Raw genomic sequence first — 16,629 nt, 5'->3', positions numbered from 1 at the left:
ATTGACTCTTAATCAATGGGTTCTGGGTTCGAGTCCCAGGGGGCGCACTTTTCTTTTGAACGAGCCGGTCAGGTTACTGACCGGCTCGTTTTTTGTTGTACCGGAGTATTCAGTTTTTGGGTCATTGCTGATTTTCTGATGGGATGATGCTCTTCAGCTCAGAGGTGCTGCTATCGCCTCGTAAAAGCACAACGCAACCATAAGTGCAGAATTGTCTTAGTTCGAAGTGCGGCACAGCCTCAGGAGCTCAGCCGTAGCCTCATCGAGAAGCTCAGTCTCAGCATGAACTACCCGCACCCATATATAATGAGACGGTGAGTGAAAAGCTGAATGATAAGCCGCTACTGGGCCCTCAAGAAATCCGTGACCTTGCCGATATGCTCGGTATCCGACCGACGAAAACCCTGGGTCAGAACTTTGTGATTGACCCGAATACGATTCGTCGTATTGTTGCGGCGGCTGAGATTAGCCCCGAGGAGACTGTGCTTGAGGTCGGCCCGGGTCTTGGTTCGCTCACTCTGGGTATTCTGGATGCCGCGAAGAACATGGTCGCGGTTGAGATTGATCCGCCCCTTGCGGCACAGCTGCCGCATACTATTGAGAAGTTCCGCCCGGAAAAAGCCGGCGATATTCAGGTTGTTCTCAATGACGCTCTGAAGGTGACCGAGCTGCCGGTTGCACCCGATGCCCTGGTGGCGAATCTGCCCTATAATGTGGCGGTTCCTGTGCTGCTGCATCTTTTTGCGACCTTCCCGAGTATCCGCCATGCGCTGGTGATGGTTCAGGACGAGGTTGCTGATCGTCTGGCGGCTGTGCCGGGTTCAAAGATTTACGGTGTACCGTCGGTGAAGGCCAATTGGTACGCAGAGGTGTTCAAAGCCGGTGTGATTGGTAAGAATGTGTTCTGGCCGGCGCCGAAGATTAATTCCGGTCTGGTTGGTTTTACGATGCGCCCGGAGCCTTTGAGCGATATTAGCCGCGATGAGGTGTTCACCATTATTGATGCGGCTTTTGCGCAGCGTCGTAAGACCTTGCGTGCTGCTCTGTCCGGTTGGGCCGGTAGCGGCGCGCGTGCCGAGCAGATTCTGGTGCGTGCGGGTATTGCCCCGACTGAGCGCGGAGAGAAGCTGGATATTCACGGTTTTATTGCTATTGCGGAGGCGGCTCGTGACCTTGCTGCTGAAGAGAAAACCGGCGAGTAGAGGAGTATTGTGAGTACCGCATCCGCCGCTTCTAGCCCCGAAATGGAGCCGAATATGACCGCATCCCGCGCTTTTGACCCGAGTGACGACCCGATTTTTGAGGAGCCGGTTTTCACCCCGGAGGCTCGTTTTATTCAGGCGCCCGGCAAGATCAATCTGCACCTGGCGGTGGGCGAGCCTGCTGAGAACGGCTACCACCCGCTGGTGACGGTTTTTGCCGCGGTGGAAATGTGGGAAGAGGTTATTGCCGATGTGACTAATAAGCCGGGCATTACTCTGACTATGAGTTTGGTGGCCGGCTCTTTGGTGGCTGATCAGTATCAGGCGGGTGCTTTTGACCCGGCTGATGTTGCCCTGGACGAGACGAACCTGGTGTATCGTGCGGCGGCGGCTGTGCTGGCTGAGCATAAGCTGGTTCCTGAGGATATTGCTCTGCATCTGCATATTGCTAAGGCGATTCCGGTAGCCGGCGGCATGGCGGGCGGCTCGGCGGATGCTGCCGCGACAATCCTGCTGACCGATAATCACCTGTATGAGGCGGGTCTGATTGATGAGCCGACTCCCTTTGAACGCCTGGACGCGATTGCTGCTTCTTTGGGTGCGGATGTGCCCTTTATGCTGCGCGCCTGCCTAGATGCTGACCACCCCGAGTATGCAAGTATTGCGGTGGGTACCGGCGTGGGGGAGAAGCTCGAACCGATTAAGCGTCACGATAAGGCTGATTTGGCGTTTGTACTGGTCGCGGCTCCTTTTGGTCTGTCCACTCCCGCTGTATTCCGCGCCCTGGATGAGGGTCGCGCGCAGGGTGTGTATCCTGAAGCTGGCGATATGAGCGTGCCGGAAGAGGTGCTGCGCGCCCTAACGGGTAAGGGCATGAATCAGCAGGTGCGTGCGTCAATTCTGGCACCGCATGTGCGTAATGATTTGCAGGAGCCGGCGCTGAATGTGCGCCCGGAGTTGCGTGAGCGTTTGAGCAATCCTTTGGCCCTGCGCGGTTTTATTTCCGGTTCGGGGCCGACCATTGCGCTGCTGGCGCCTAATAGTGCTGCCGCAATGATCCTTGCGATGGAGCTGCGTGAGGCTGGCCTGTTCGCCGCCGATACAACTCTTCTCTAGGTAACTATTCGCGGGGTGGAGGGCGCGTGTGTGATGGCTGTAAACCTAGAATCTAATATGTAATGCGAATCACTGCTTTTCGATTTGTTTTCGGGTGTGAAGGTCTGTATAGTTATAGGAGTCGAAGCGCGAAAGCGAAAAACGACATGCGCCTCTAGCTCAATTGGCAGAGCAATTGACTCTTAATCAATGGGTTCTGGGTTCGAGTCCCAGGGGGCGCACTTTTCTTGTGAACGAGCCGGTCAGGTTACTGACCGGCTCGTTTTTGTTGTACCTGAGTTGGTTTGAGCGGTCGGGCTGTGAATCAGCGTTGTTTTCCTGAGTCTGGGTCGCTGTCTGCGTAAAGAGCATGTGTGTTTATAGTCGCGGCACTTTGTGACGGGCTGTGAGCGGTCAAAGTGTCTATTGAGCCATGTATTACATGACTCAATAGACACTATCTGCACTCACAGCCTGTCAGTACACGCATGGGATGATGCTCTGACGAACCGGTAGGAGAATCAGCGTAAGCGACCTGCTGAACCAACTATCTCGGCATCATCCCGTGCGGAATGCTAGATATAACCCCTCGAAGCACGGAATAAACGTACCGAAGTGTCTGACCAGCCACCGCGTCATAAAGCTGTGTATTGGCTTAATATATGACGAAAGTGCTGACGTGGCGCGTGTAACTTGCTAGGGTTAAACCATGAGCGAAGAACTGCACCTCCCGACCGGAACCACCGACGGCACCGCTGCCGATACTCAATTGAGCTCCGAGACCATTGCGCGATCCCTCCACCCGCTCTTTGACCGTCAGATTATTAACTACGGTGCGTACAATCTTGTGTACGCTACCGGTACTTCTTCGTATCGCAACCCCGATGTCGCGGCTCTTCAGGGTGCCGATCAGGACCATTTTCTGATTGGTTACCGTGAGAGTCCCGATGAGGTGATTGTCGCGCCGATTGACCCGCATACGCTTGAGACGACGGGCACCGCGACCACGATCGATAACACTAATGCGCTTCAGGCGTATAAGGTGGGTGACCATTCGGTGGGCCTTGAGTCTATTAATGGCAGCCGTTTTTTGCTGACTTTGATTGATGAGCCGCAGATTCATACTCCTGAGGGTCGCGGTGTGTTGGCTCAGGCTCGGGATGCGGCTGAGTTCCGTGAGTTTGTGACCTCTATCTGGCCTGTGCTCTAGATACTGTGGCTTATATCTGCGCATGGGACGATGCCAAGGCAGTTACGTTTCTGAGTTCGCTTGCGTGAGTTTCTTAGCTGGGCATTCGCGCCCTCAGCGCGAAGGCGCAGGTCGTGCGCGAATGCCTTTTCCTCGTACCGCGACCCAACCGCTGGAAGCCACACAGCCTCGACGAAGCTAAGCACTCGCGTACTCGTGCGCGAACGCCTTTTCCTCAAACCATAGGCCTCATACTCATCCCTGTTCCAGATAGTGGAAAGTTGTACCTTGGTCTCTAAATCATTTGACAGGGCATAGCGTTTAGGAGCACCATAGAAGAGTGCTTATGATGTGTTCACCAACGGTAGGTGTTCGTGTTCTTAGCCCCACCGGGCGATAGGGCGAACACGCACTTTGTGACGCATCAACGCCCTTCGCATTACCAGCGCGAGGGGCTTTTTCGTAGCCCAAACCAGCGGGCCGACAGCATTCGAGCATTGCTTTGGCAGTGGCTCGGGTGGCACACGCGAACCGACAATACACGAGATTATTACGAGGACAATTCATGACTACGGTACCCTCGACGAACCCCGCGGCGGGTGACGCGACCAGCACCGAGCGCATGACCGGCTCTCAGGCCATCATCCGCTCCCTCGAGAACTTGGGTGTCACCGATGTATTCGGTCTGCCCGGTGGTGCGATCCTGCCTACTTACGACCCGCTGATGGATTCCTCGATTAACCACATCCTGGTTCGTCATGAGCAGGGTGCGGGTCACGCGGCTCAGGGTTATGCTGAGTCTACCGGTAAGCCGGGTGTGGCTATTGTGACTTCCGGCCCGGGTGCGACGAACCTGTTGACTCCGCTGGCTGATGCGAACATGGACTCTATTCCCATGGTTGCTATTTCCGGTCAGGTTTCTGTAAACCTGCTGGGTACTGATGCGTTCCAGGAAGCTGACATTGTGGGTATGACTATGCCCATTACTAAGCATTCCTTTATGATTACTCGCCCTGAGGATATCCCTTCGGGTATTGCGACTGCTTTCCATATTGCAACGACCGGTCGCCCGGGCCCGGTGCTGGTGGATATTACTAAGGATGCTCAGGTGGGCATGCTTGATTTCTCGTGGCCTCCGGCTATTGAGACTCGCGGTTACACTCCGGTGACTCGCGGCCATTCTAAGCAGATTCGCGAGGCGGCTAAGCTGATTGCTGAGTCTAAGCAGCCGGTGCTGTATGTTGGTGGCGGCGTGGTGCGTGCTGGTGCCTCTAAGGATCTGGAGAAGCTGGCTGAGATTACCGGCGCTCCCGTGGTGACCACCCTGCAGGCTATTGGTGCTTTCCCCGAGTCGAACCCGCAGAATCTGGGTATGCCGGGTATGCACGGTACTGTTCCTGCGGTGACCGCGCTGCAGCGTGCTGATTTGCTGGTGACTTTGGGTGCTCGTTTTGACGACCGTGTGACCGGTAAGCTGGATTCTTTCGCACCCGATGCGAAGGTGATTCATATTGATGTGGATCCGGCTGAGATTTCTAAGATTCGTTTTGCGGATGTGCCGATTGTTGGCGATTTGGCGTATGTTCTGCCGGAGCTGAACGATCTGCTCTCCACCGAGTTCGCTCAGAAGCTGCCTTCTCTGGCTGATTGGTGGGAGCAGCTGGATGCTCTGAAGAAGAACTACCCGCTGGGTTACACCAAGACTGAGGACGGCCTGGGCTCCCCGCAGTACGCTATCCAGCGTATTGGCGAGCTGACCGGCCCGGATGCTTTCTATGTCACCGGTGTGGGTCAGCACCAGATGTGGGCTGCGCACTTTATTAACCAGGAGAACCCTCGCCATTACCTGTCGTCGGCTGGTCTGGGCACCATGGGTTATTGCATCCCGGCGGCTATGGGCGTGAAGGTTGCTAACCCGGATTCTGTGGTGTGGGCTATTGACGGTGACGGCTGCTTCCAGATGACTAACCAGGAGCTGGCTACCTGCGTGCAGAACAATATTCCGATTAAGGTTGCGGTTATTAATAACTCTTCCTTGGGTATGGTTCGTCAGTGGCAGACCCTGTTCTACGGTGAGCGTTACTCGAATACTCACCTGTACACCGGTGCTGATACTATCCGCGTACCCGATTTCGTGAAGCTGGGTGACGCCTATGGTTGCGCGACTTTCCGCGTGGAGCGCGATGAGGACGTGGACGAGGTCATTAAGAAGGCTCTGGAGATCAATGACCGCCCCGTGGTTATTGATTTCACGGTCAGCCCGGACGCTATGGTGTGGCCGATGGTTCCCGCCGGCGTGTCGAATGACCTGATTCAGATTGCGAAGAACACCTCGCCCGATTTCGACCGAGAAGAGGACAATAACTAATGAGCCTGCACACTCTCTCCGTTCTGGTTGAAGACAAGCCCGGCGTGCTCTCGCGCGTATCCGGCCTGTTCTCTCGCCGCATGTTTAACATTAATTCTTTGGCTGTGGGCCCGACCGAAGTTCCCGGTGTTTCCCGCATTACCATTGTTGCTGAGGGTGATAATCACGCTCTGGAGCAGCTGACTAAGCAGCTGAATAAGCTGATTCACGTGCTGAAGGTTGTTGAGTTGCCGGCTGATGCCTCTACTCAGCGTGACCACCTGCTTATTAAGGTCAAGGCTGATCCTGCGACCCGTATTCAGGTTGTTCAGGCGGCTGATTTGTTCCGTGCGAGCGTTGTGGATGTTTCCACCGAGTCTGTGATTATTGAGGCTACCGGTGTGGCTGATAAGCTGAACGCTCTGCTGGAGGTCCTGGAGCCTTTCGGTATTCGCGAGATTGTTCGCTCCGGCACCATTGCGCTGGCTCGCGGTCCGCGCGCTACCAGCGAACGCATCTAAATTTTGTGAGCATCGGTTTCCCGTTCGGCACACCCCCGCCGGGCGGGGAACCGTGCAGGCGTTTCATGTCCACAATGCGAACTTTTCGCCAAAAGCGCCTCAAAGTTCGCCTGCGATAACGTGACGCGCCGTATATCTAGTAAACTTAACACTGCGCCCAGCGAGGGCAAACGTAGAAATACAATTCAAGGAGAAGAAATGGCAGCAACCATTTTCTACAATGACGACGCTGATCTGGCTCTGATTCAGGGCAAGACCGTTGCAATCATCGGCTACGGCTCCCAGGGTCACGCACACGCACTGAACCTGCGCGACTCCGGTGTGAAGGTCATCGTCGGCCTGGCTGAGGGTTCCAAGTCCCGCGCAAAGGCAGAGGCTGAGGGTCTGCGCGTGGCAACCGTTGCAGAGGCAGCAGCTGAAGCTGACGTCATTATGATCCTGACCCCGGACCAGGTTCAGGCTAAGGTCTACACCGAAGAGATCGCACCGAACCTCTCCGCAGGTAACGCACTGTTCTTCGCACACGGCTTCAACATCCGCTTCGGCTACATTGTTGCTCCCGAGGGCGTGGACGTGGCTATGGTTGCCCCCAAGGGCCCCGGTCACACCGTGCGTCGCGAGTACGAGGCAGGCCGTGGCGTTCCCGCACTGGTTGCTGTTGAGAAGGACGCATCCGGCGAAGCACTGGCACTGGCACTGTCCTACGCTAAGGGCCTGGGTGCAACCCGCGCAGGCGTTATCAAGACCACCTTCACCGAAGAGACCGAGTCCGACCTGTTCGGCGAGCAGGCTGTGCTTTGTGGCGCAACCAGCCAGCTGGTTCAGTACGGCTTCGAGGTTCTGACCGAGGCTGGCTACCAGCCCGAGATCGCTTACTTCGAGGTTCTGCACGAGCTGAAGCTGATCGTTGACCTGATGATCGAGGGCGGCATTGCTAAGCAGCGCTGGTCCATCTCCGACACCGCAGAGTACGGCGACTACGTCTCCGGTCCTCGCGTGATCACCCCCGACGTGAAGAAGCACATGCAGGAAGTGCTCGCCGACATTCAGGACGGCACCTTCGCAAAGCGCTTCATGGAGGATCAGGCAGCTGGCGGCCCCGAGTTCAAGGCACTGCGCGCTAAGGGCGAGGCACACCCCATCGAGGCTACCGGTCGTAAGCTGCGCGAGCTGTTCTCCTGGAACACCGCAGATGACGACTACACCGAAGGCTCGGTTGCACGCTAATCCCTCATATTAGGATTTATGTGTAGAGAGTAGGGGAGAACCCTAGGCTCTCGATTCATGGCTCTTCCCCGTCTGGCTCAATTGGCCGGGCGGGGAAGAGCTTTTTCTCTGCCCGTATGTGGGTGGGCAGCACACCGAGGTAGAGTACTCAGGGGAGCCTCAAAAGCATATGAGAAAAGTGAGCCCCGCGGTTTAGCCATGCCTGCAAACTGCGGTAAAATCGAAACTATGACTGCAACTCCGTACTACATCACCACCGCGATCTCATACCCCAACGGCAACCCGCACATCGGGCATGCCTACGAAACCATCGCAGCAGACGTTATGGCACGCTTCAAGCGCCTGGACGGCTACAATGTGCGCTTCATGACCGGTACCGATGAGCACGGTCAGAAAATGCAGACCACCGCAGAGAAGCAGGGTAAAACCGCCAAGCAGCTCGCTGATGAGAACTCCGCACGCTTCAAAGCAATGAATGACTCGCTGAATATCAGCTACGATCGTTTTATCCGCACCACCGACCCCGACCACTACGCAGCATCCCAGGCAATCTGGAAGCGCATGGAAGAAAACGGTGACATTTACCTGGATAAGTACGCCGGCTGGTACTCCGTACGCGATGAGGCCTACTACGCAGAAGACGAAACCGAAGTACGCTCCGACGGTCAGCGCTACGCTATCTCCACCGGCACCGAGGTTGAATGGACTGAGGAGGAGTCCTACTTCTTCCGCCTGTCCAAGTACGGCGATAAGCTGCTGGAACTCTACGCGCAGGAAGGCTACGTCTACCCCGAATCCCGCCGTAATGAGCTGATTTCCTTCGTCAAGGGCGGCCTGAACGACCTGTCTATTTCCCGCACTACCTTCGACTGGGGTGTACCTGTCCCCGGTAATGACAAACACGTGATGTACGTGTGGGTGGATGCGCTGACCAACTACCTGACCGGCCTGGGCTACCCGGATGTGGACTCCGAGCTGTTCACCACCTACTGGCCTGCTGACCTGCACCTGATCGGTAAGGACATTACTCGTTTCCATTCCATCTACTGGCCCGCATTCCTGTGGTCTGCCGGTCTGGAACTGCCCAAGAAGGTGTTCGGTCACGGCTTCCTGCTGGTCAACGGCGAGAAGATGTCCAAGTCCGTGGGTAATGTGGTTGACCCCGCCGATTTGGTGAATGCTTTCGGTCTGGATCAGGTGCGTTTCTTCCTCATGCGTGAGGTGTCCTTCGGCCAGGACGGCTCCTACTCTGCAGAGGCTATTAAGAACCGCATTAACTCTGATTTGGCGAATAACCTGGGTAACCTGGCGCAGCGTTCCCTGTCTATGGTGGCAAAGAATTGCGATTCGCGTGTGCCTACCCCGGGCGAATTCACCGCAGAAGACCGCGCGATTCTGGATGCGGCTGCAGGCTTGTATGAGCAGGTTCGCGCTGACTTTGAGGAGCAGGCATTCCATCGTGCACTGGACCGTATCTGGCCTGTGCTGGCAGATACCAATGCCTACTTCGCGGACCAGGCTCCCTGGGCGCTGCGCAAGAACGGCGAACTGGAGCGCATGGCAACCGTGCTGTACGTGACCCTGGAAGTTGTACGTCAGGTGACTATTCTGCTGCAGCCGGTTATGCCCGACTCTACCGCTAAGCTGCTGAACCTGCTTGGCGTTGATGAGTCTGCTCGTGACTTTGCTTCCTTGAGCGCTGCCTTGGTTGCGGGTACTGAGCTTCCTGCTCCTGAGCCCGTATTCCCGCGTTATGAGGAACCGAAGGCTTAGCCTATAACGATTCAAAAGCCCTGTATGAGGTAGTCATACAGGGCTTTTGTGCACCTCGAATCAGGTTTTCTTTCCGCGTCGCGAATAGTATTTTTCGTCGCGAGGGGTGTCTTCCCTCGCGAGGAAAAATAGTATTCGCGACGTGAGTGGGTAATTCAAACACTCAGCCGTAGCCTTGCCGGATTGGTGGCCGTAGCCTTGCCGGATTGGTGAGTGAGAGTGTTTATAGTGTCTTTTTCTCATACTTAAGGATGAGAATTCACTCAGCTAACCGGTTAGAAATCATACTCGGGAGGTAGAAAAAGCCCCTGACATGCAAAAGGGCACATGAGATAATGGAGAGTATGGTACAGACGAATATTCCCGCAGATAAGATTGCGGTTTCTACTCGAAATCTCTCAAAAACTTACGGCCTGGGCGAAGCAACCGTCCATGCGCTGAACAATGTGAGCATTGACTTTGAGCGCGGTAAGTTTACCGCGATTATGGGTCCTTCGGGCTCGGGTAAGTCTACTCTGATGCAGACTGTTGCGACCCTGGATACTCCGGATCCGAACCCGGCGACTTCTATCCGTATTGGCGGTACTGAGCTGAACGGTTTGAAAGATAAGGACCTGACTGAGTTCCGTCGTGAGCATGTTGGTTTTATTTTCCAGGCGTTTAACCTGGTGCCGACTATTACTGCGGGTCAGAATATTGATTTGCCGCTGGGTTTGGCGGGTAAGACCCCGGATCCTGAGTGGCGTGATTATTTGGTGAATACTCTGGGCATTGATGGTCGTTTGGATCATCGTCCGGAGCAGCTTTCGGGTGGTCAGCAGCAGCGTGTGGCTATTGTGCGTGCGCTTCTTGCTCGCCCGGAGGTGGTTTTTGCGGATGAGCCGACCGGTAACCTGGATTCGAATTCGGGCACTGAGGTGCTGCGTCTGCTGCGTGAGGCTGCGACGAACCATGAGCAGACTATTTTGATGGTGACTCATGATGCTCATGCGGCTTCTTATGCTGACCGCGTGGTCTTTATTAAGGACGGTGTGGTTGCTGGCGATATGCAGAACCCCACCTATGATGCTGTGCTGCAGGCGATGCGTCAGCTGGAGGGTAACTAACCTTTATGGCTACGAACCTTAATACTGTTGCGCGCGCAAATTTGCGCGCCTCTAAGGGTAAATACACGCTGACCGGTGTCGGTATCGGTATTTCGGCGTTTTTTATTGCTGCTGTGCTGATTCTGATGGGTACTCTGCAGAGCACTTTGACTGCTTCTGTGGGCGATATGTATTCGAAGATGCAGACGGTGGTTGCTTCTGCAGGCGCCTCCAGTGAGAGCACTAATTCTGGCCGCGAAATGAACCTGACCTCTGCTCAGGTGAAGGCGCTGGAGAATGATTCGGCAGTGGAGAAGATCTGGGCTGCGTACAGCGTTCAGAACTCTATCACTATTAATGATTCCAAGAGCACTGTGTTGTTGGTGCAGGCTCCGAAGGATACTGCGCTGTCCCCCTTCCCGTTTGAGGGTAAGCTGCCGTCTAGCTCCACTGAGCTGATGGTGTCTAAGAGCTTTGCGACGAAGAATAATCTGTCGGTTGGTTCTAAGCTGACCACTCCGAATCTGATTCAGCAGCTGAGCAACCCGAATGGTGCCGATACGACTGAGTACACGGTGACCGCTATTTTTGAGACCACCTATTCCGACTCGAGCGCAAATTCTATGGTGCTCATGGGTGGTACTGAGCTGCAGACGCTGGCTGCTTCTGCTGAGGCTGATAACGCTACGGCGGGTACCGCGAATGCTCCCGCAGCTGCTGCTGCCGGTTCGGTTCAGCTGCAGATGGCCTCTGTCATCCTGAAGGATAATAGCGCTCAGGCTCGTGCCGATTTGCAGGCGCGCCTGGACACTAAGGACGCGAACACCGCTCCGAAGGTATTTAGCGGCGAGGAATATGTGTCTTTGCTGCAGAAGCACCTCTCGAGCATGTTTAGCATGCTGACCACTGCGCTGGGTGCTTTTGCAATGCTGGCGCTGCTGGTTTCTAGCTTCGTTATTTCTAATACCTTTGCTGTGCTGGTTGGTCAGCGTGTCCGCGAGTTGGCTCTGCTGCGTACCCTGGGTGCGCGCGGTAAGTCGCTGGTGCGTATGCTGCTGGTGGAGGCGCTGGCTATTGGCGTGATTTTCTCGGTCATTGGTGCGGCTCTTGCCTTTGTTCTGGCGTTTGTGGTGTCGATCTTCTTTGATACCTTTGTGATTTCCTATGACCTGTCGGCGTTTGTGGTTGCTGTGATTCTGTGTACTCTGGTGACTGTTTTGGCGTCGCTGGCTCCGGCTCGTACCGCTCTGCGTATTTCGCCGATTAGCGCTATGCGTGAGACCACCTCTATGGCTTTGCGTAAGCCGCATTGGGCTGGCTTGGTGGTTGGTCTGATCCTGGCTGCGCTGGGTGCTTTGAGCATGAATATTGCTCTGGGCAACCGCGGCTCTAGCTCGGGTTTGACCTATGCCTTTATGGGTACCTTCCTGCTGGCTATTGCTGTGTTTGTGCTGGCTCCGTGGATTCTGATTCCGGTGATTCGTTTCTTCGGCCTGTTTACTCGTTCTCAGACGGGTAAGTTGGCTTTGGCGAATGCTCTGCGTGCTCCGAAGCGTACAGTTTCTACCGGCCGCGCCGTGCTGGTGGGCACCATGATTGTGACCATTGTGTTGACCGGCCATTCGGTGCTGAGCGCTTCCATTACCTCGATGATGGATAAGGTGTTCCCGATTGCTGCTGTGGCTAGCTACGGTGGTTCGACCACTACCGATGGCGCGGCTCAGGTGAACCGTGCGGAGTCCACTCTCTCTAAGGTTCAGGGCATTAAGAACGTTGATTATGCTGTGGTCTCTTATGCTGCAGGTACCGTGAACTTCGGCAAGGCAACCGATGCTGACCCGAGCACTCCGGATACTCTGATGAATATGAACGCTCTGAGCGAGGAGCAGCTGCACCGTCTGCTGCCGGCTGAGGCGAACACCTCCTTGAAGGATAATGAGGTGCTGGTCCCGGCGGTTTCCTGGAAGGCCTTCGGCTTCAACGATTCTACTCGTTTGACCGCTAAGGGCCCTAAGGGTGAGTTGCAGCTCAAGCCCGTGAAGGCGAACTCGCGTATGACCGATGTGTTTGTCACTCCGGCTACTGCGGCTCAGCTGCAGGATCTGAAGAACCCGAAGGCTGTTGAGAGCGATCCGGCGGCTATCCCCGAGGGCGTTCCGGCTGAGGCTGCCGCTCAGATGGCTGCTTCTGCTCCGACCGGTAATGTGACCATGCTGCTGGTTCAGGCGAAGACTCCGCTGAGCAGCCAGGAAAATGCTGCTCTGCAGGAGAGCCTGACCAAGGCTAATGGTGGGGACGATATGATGGGTAGCCTGTCTATGCGTCAGGTGTTTGACCAGGTACTGGGTATTATGCTGAATTCGATTTTGGCTCTGCTGGCTCTTGCCGTGGTGATTTCCATTATCGGTATTGCCAATACGATGACCCTGTCGGTCAATGAGCGCCGCCGCGAGAACTCCATGCTGCGCGCTCTGGGTCTGGCCCGTTCTCAGCTGAAGTCCATGATTTCTCTGGAAGCCATTTTGATTACTCTTTCCGCTGTGGTGGTGAGCGTGATCGTTGGCGTGAGCCTGGGTGCTTTGACCGCTGTGTCTGTGCTGGATAAGGACGCTGAGATTGTTTTGGCTTTGCCGTACCCGGCTCTGATTCTGGTGCTGGTGGTTGGTCTGCTTTCCGCTTTGGCGGCTGCGGCTCTGCCTGCTTCTCGTTCGGCGAAGCTTTCGCCGGTTCAGGGTATGCGTACCCTCTAGGTTTTTCGGTTGTTGAGACCGAGAGACTGAGAACCTCAGAGAATAGATATACAAGAGATCCCGCCGGGAACCGATATGGTTCCCGGCGGGATCTCTTCTATCCTTGGGACGCCGCCCTATAGTTAGTTGCTCAGCCGGGGCTCTATAAGAGTCGCTGAGAGCCCATGAGCCCAGCTCTTAGACCCAGCTCTTAGGCTCAGCTCTTACGAGAGCCTTTCGAGATCCTAGGCTTTAGTATCCTGCAGGGCATCAATGGGCGTGAGCTTTAGCGCCATGCGCATGGGCTCGGCAGCCGAGAGCAGAGCAATCAGCACACCCAGTCCAAGCACCAGCAGATAGTCACTCCAGGGTAGGGCGTAGACGACGGGTAGCGAGGTGGAGATGATCGTGCGCAGAGCCCCGGCAGCAATGACGGTACCGGCGAGCAAACCGAGGGTGACCGCTGAGAGGGAGATGCAAAGCGCCTCCACGAGCACCATGCGCATTAGGGAGGAGGCTCGCAGACCCAGAGCACGCAGCAGACCGTATTCGGCGCGGCGCTGGTGAACCGAGAGCATCATGGTGTTAATAATGCTCAGCAGAGCAATGAGAGTCGCAATTGCCAGCAGCACCAGGGCGATTAGTGCACCCTGGTCAAGACTCTGCTGGGTTTGTTCCCTGACTCCTGAGGCTCGGTTCTGACCGGGCATACCGATACGGCTATTGAACCAGTAACCTTTGCCTCGTATGGCATCGAGCTGGTCGACCACGCGGGATTCTTCTTCCGGGCTCAGCGTTGTTGCCACGCGCACCACCACTCGAATAGTGGTGGGGTAGCGGGCGGAGCTGTTATCAAGCCCCAGCTGTTCCGGCTCGAAGGTGACATAGTCATCCCCGGAGAGGGTGCGTGCGCTTTCGGGCGTGATAATGAGGGAGGGCTCATCGAAGAGAACCTGCGAGTCTCGAATCACGGTGAACTTCTGCTCGCTACGGCTACCACGTACCGTCAGCTCCTGCACCGGGGTCAGCGGCTGATAACTTGAGGCAGCCAAGAGCGCCTGACCCTCGGCAGGAGAAGCGCTCGCACCGGGGAAGAGAGCCCTCATCTGCTCTCGGCTCAGCGCATACACCGGCAGAGGCATATAGTCGTAGCCGGCAGCATCGTAAATCTTACTCGGAACGTAGGCGACGGGGCGCAGAGCAGCAACCGCATTCACGCCCTCAATAGCGCGCGCGGAGTCCGCAAAAGCATCCGCCTGGCGTTCCCTCTCCTGCAAAGAAGCACGGTAGCTTTGTACATCAGTGCCGGGGGAATCGGTCACCTGATAGCCAAAGGAAGCGCTCATCTCGGGGTTGGTGCGCTGAATATTATCCACCGTCGCCATCACCATAGACCTACCCGTAAGCACAAGAGAAACCAGCATCGCGCCCAGCAGCAGGGCACGACCGGCACCGAGCTGACGATCCCTCTGGCTCGCCATCTGAGAACGAACCAGCAGCGCCGGGGCACCCATACCAATACCCGGAATCATCTGCCACAGACGATTAATAACCGGCAGAATATAGCGCGCCGCCATAAAAATCAGCACAATAAGCAGCAGTAGGGATACCGCACCCCAAAGAATCGACAGGTTATTGGGAAGCTGCGCCGGCAGGGCAGTAGGATTCGCACGGGCAATCACACGGGAGACAATAAAACTCACCGCGGCGCCAAGACCCACCAAGATAAGGAAGATACGCGAGAGCTTACCCGGAGCCTTCGCACTGTGCTCCTTGGTACCCTCTACCGGGGAGAGGGAGGCGGCAGCACGCGCCGGGCGCAGCGCAGCAAGTACCACCGAACCCACTAGCACCGGGAAAATCACCACGCCGGCAAGAGGGGACAGGGACGTCACCACACGCGGATCCCAGGATGGCACCCACGCCGCCAGAGCATAGGCAGCGCCCACACCCAGCCCGCTAGCAAGCACGCCCAGCAGCAGAGCCTCAATCAGAACCATCTCCACCAGAGACTTCTGATCCGCACCCAGGGTACGCAACAACGCAAACTCACGCGAGCGCTGAGCCAGCAGAGTCTGGAACGTACTGGCAATCATAAAACACGCCACCAGCAGAGTAATCAGACCAAAGATGAGGGCACCCGCACCGAAGGAGCCGTAGAGCATCAGCCCCCGAGCTTGAGAGTCCAGCTCCATCTGCGAGTAGGAGATGAAATGATTATTGCCGTCGAAGATCGTGGTATCCGGCATGATGGAGCTCATGCCCTGGTTAATGCGGGAGATAGCGGCGGAATCCATACCGGAATTCAGGCTCAGAGCTACCATACTCAGACTGATACCGTAGTATGCCACCGGGTCTTTCATAGAGTAACTATCGGTACCCACAAAAAGACCGTAGCGGTCGCTAAAAGTCTGCGGCAGATGATAGGTACCCACAACCTTATATTCGTGGCGCAGCTGCGCGAATAGTTCATCACTGATAGTAGTGCTCTCGGGGTGCTGCGTCAGGTAGGTGTTGTAGGCCTCGGGGTCGTGCAGCATGAGCGTGTCCCCAATATTGACCGTGGCGGGTAGCAGATGGTTCGGGTCGCGATCGGGAATCAGCACCTCGTAGCGGCTGGTGGGGTAGGAACCTGTCACCTCATAGGGGAAGAGGGAGGAGTCCTGCGGCAGGGTCAGCATATCCGAGTAGTACCTCTGGGTTCCCGAGAGACCTATTGGAATATGCCATACCTCCCACACGCTGCGAATATCGCTGGAACGTGAGGACCCGGTCAGATATTCGTGCAGGGCTCGCAGGGTGTTTGCAGCTTGGGTTTCCTGCTCGGCGTGGTTATACCCGGCGGGATAGGGGTTGGGCGAGGATGCTGCCGAAGCCGATACCACAGCGTCCATACTAGGCTGCTCGCTTGCCGCCACAGAACCCGCGGCGCTCGCGCTCGGAATCGCGCTCGGGCTTAGAGAGGCTCGAGGCCTCGAAGCCTCTCCCGGTGCAAGGGGCGTCTGAGGGGTTATATAGGTGAGCGCATCCGTTTTGGAGTAGAGCAGATTAGAGGAACGGTTATAGGTTGGTCCAATAGCCTGCACACCCAGCAGAATGAGCGTGACGAAAAAAGACGCCAGCACAATACCGATACCCGTGAGCGTATAGGAGCCCGGGTGATACTTGAGGCGCGCCAGGGCAATATGGGCTGCTCGCGGTGTTCCGCTGTTTTTCGTGCTGGTGCTGGTGTAGGAAAACATCTGATCCTCATTCCTGCAGAGTGTGGGCGTGTGAGTCTGCGCAGGGTATCCCAGCAAGCGCGCTATGAACATCGTTCATCCGAGGGCGCGCGGGGCCTGATAGGACGAAGCGAACATAGCCTGAAGGAACCTGTACACAGGGACTCTTTCTAAGCGTACCCTGAGTCACTGTGGATAATTCTCATACCAGAGGATGATTTTTCCTGACCCGACACCAGC

The 16,629-nt window shown here is 56.1% G+C and carries 10 protein-coding genes and 1 tRNA gene; 10 read left to right on the top strand and 1 reads right to left on the bottom strand.

The features are described 5' to 3' along the window. Nucleotides 1-326 precede the first annotated feature (326 nt). The 10 genes from rsmA (at nucleotide 327) to Q4P78_RS07360 (ending at nucleotide 13,189) form a co-directional block, all read left to right on the top strand. On the top strand, nucleotides 327-1,202 hold the full coding sequence (rsmA, locus tag Q4P78_RS07405; protein WP_303339724.1) for a 16S rRNA (adenine(1518)-N(6)/adenine(1519)-N(6))-dimethyltransferase RsmA: 876 nt from the start codon (nucleotides 327-329) through the stop codon (nucleotides 1,200-1,202). A gap of 9 nt (nucleotides 1,203-1,211) precedes the next feature. Further along, nucleotides 1,212-2,318 (top strand): 4-diphosphocytidyl-2C-methyl-D-erythritol kinase, encoded by a 1,107-nt coding sequence (locus Q4P78_RS07400; protein ID WP_303339722.1) that lies wholly within the window; start codon nucleotides 1,212-1,214, stop codon nucleotides 2,316-2,318. 148 nt (nucleotides 2,319-2,466) lie between these two features. After that, a tRNA-Lys gene (locus Q4P78_RS07395) sits at nucleotides 2,467-2,539 on the top strand. A 467-nt stretch (nucleotides 2,540-3,006) separates the two neighbouring features. Next, the gene (locus Q4P78_RS07390; protein WP_303339721.1) at nucleotides 3,007-3,507 is read left to right on the top strand and encodes a hypothetical protein; all 501 of its coding nucleotides are present in this window, start codon (nucleotides 3,007-3,009) and stop codon (nucleotides 3,505-3,507) included. Between the two features lie 544 nt (nucleotides 3,508-4,051). Beyond that, nucleotides 4,052-5,854, top strand: a complete 1,803-nt coding sequence (locus tag Q4P78_RS07385) for an acetolactate synthase large subunit (protein WP_303339720.1) — start codon at nucleotides 4,052-4,054, stop codon at nucleotides 5,852-5,854. Next, the gene (gene ilvN / locus Q4P78_RS07380) at nucleotides 5,854-6,354 is read left to right on the top strand and encodes an acetolactate synthase small subunit (RefSeq protein WP_303339719.1); all 501 of its coding nucleotides are present in this window, start codon (nucleotides 5,854-5,856) and stop codon (nucleotides 6,352-6,354) included. Before Q4P78_RS07385 ends, ilvN begins: the two co-directional genes overlap by 1 nt. Nucleotides 6,355-6,552: 198 nt before the next feature. Next, nucleotides 6,553-7,581 carry a ketol-acid reductoisomerase gene (gene ilvC / locus Q4P78_RS07375; protein ID WP_303339718.1) on the top strand — a complete coding sequence of 343 codons (1,029 nt, stop codon included), beginning with the start codon at nucleotides 6,553-6,555 and terminating at the stop codon, nucleotides 7,579-7,581. A 228-nt stretch (nucleotides 7,582-7,809) separates the two neighbouring features. Continuing rightward, nucleotides 7,810-9,354, top strand: coding sequence for a methionine--tRNA ligase (metG, locus tag Q4P78_RS07370; protein WP_303339717.1), 1,545 nt, complete (start codon nucleotides 7,810-7,812; stop codon nucleotides 9,352-9,354). Between the two features lie 335 nt (nucleotides 9,355-9,689). Continuing rightward, nucleotides 9,690-10,460, top strand: a complete 771-nt coding sequence (locus tag Q4P78_RS07365; protein WP_303339716.1) for an ABC transporter ATP-binding protein — start codon at nucleotides 9,690-9,692, stop codon at nucleotides 10,458-10,460. Nucleotides 10,461-10,465: 5 nt separating this feature from the next. Continuing rightward, a complete protein-coding gene (locus Q4P78_RS07360) occupies nucleotides 10,466-13,189 on the top strand; it encodes an ABC transporter permease (RefSeq protein WP_303339715.1) in 2,724 nt (907 codons plus the stop codon). A 224-nt stretch (nucleotides 13,190-13,413) separates the two neighbouring features. Here Q4P78_RS07360 and Q4P78_RS07355 read toward each other — a convergent pair whose 3' ends face one another. After that, the gene (locus Q4P78_RS07355) at nucleotides 13,414-16,410 is read right to left on the bottom strand and encodes an FtsX-like permease family protein (protein ID WP_303339714.1); all 2,997 of its coding nucleotides are present in this window, start codon (nucleotides 16,408-16,410) and stop codon (nucleotides 13,414-13,416) included. Nucleotides 16,411-16,629: the final 219 nt, after the last annotated feature.

Source organism: Rothia sp. (in: high G+C Gram-positive bacteria) (assembly GCF_030540545.1).
Taxonomy (GTDB): domain Bacteria; phylum Actinomycetota; class Actinomycetes; order Actinomycetales; family Micrococcaceae; genus Rothia.
The sequence above is the reverse complement of the archived record's forward strand: the minus strand, read 5'-3'. Positions and strand labels throughout refer to the sequence as shown.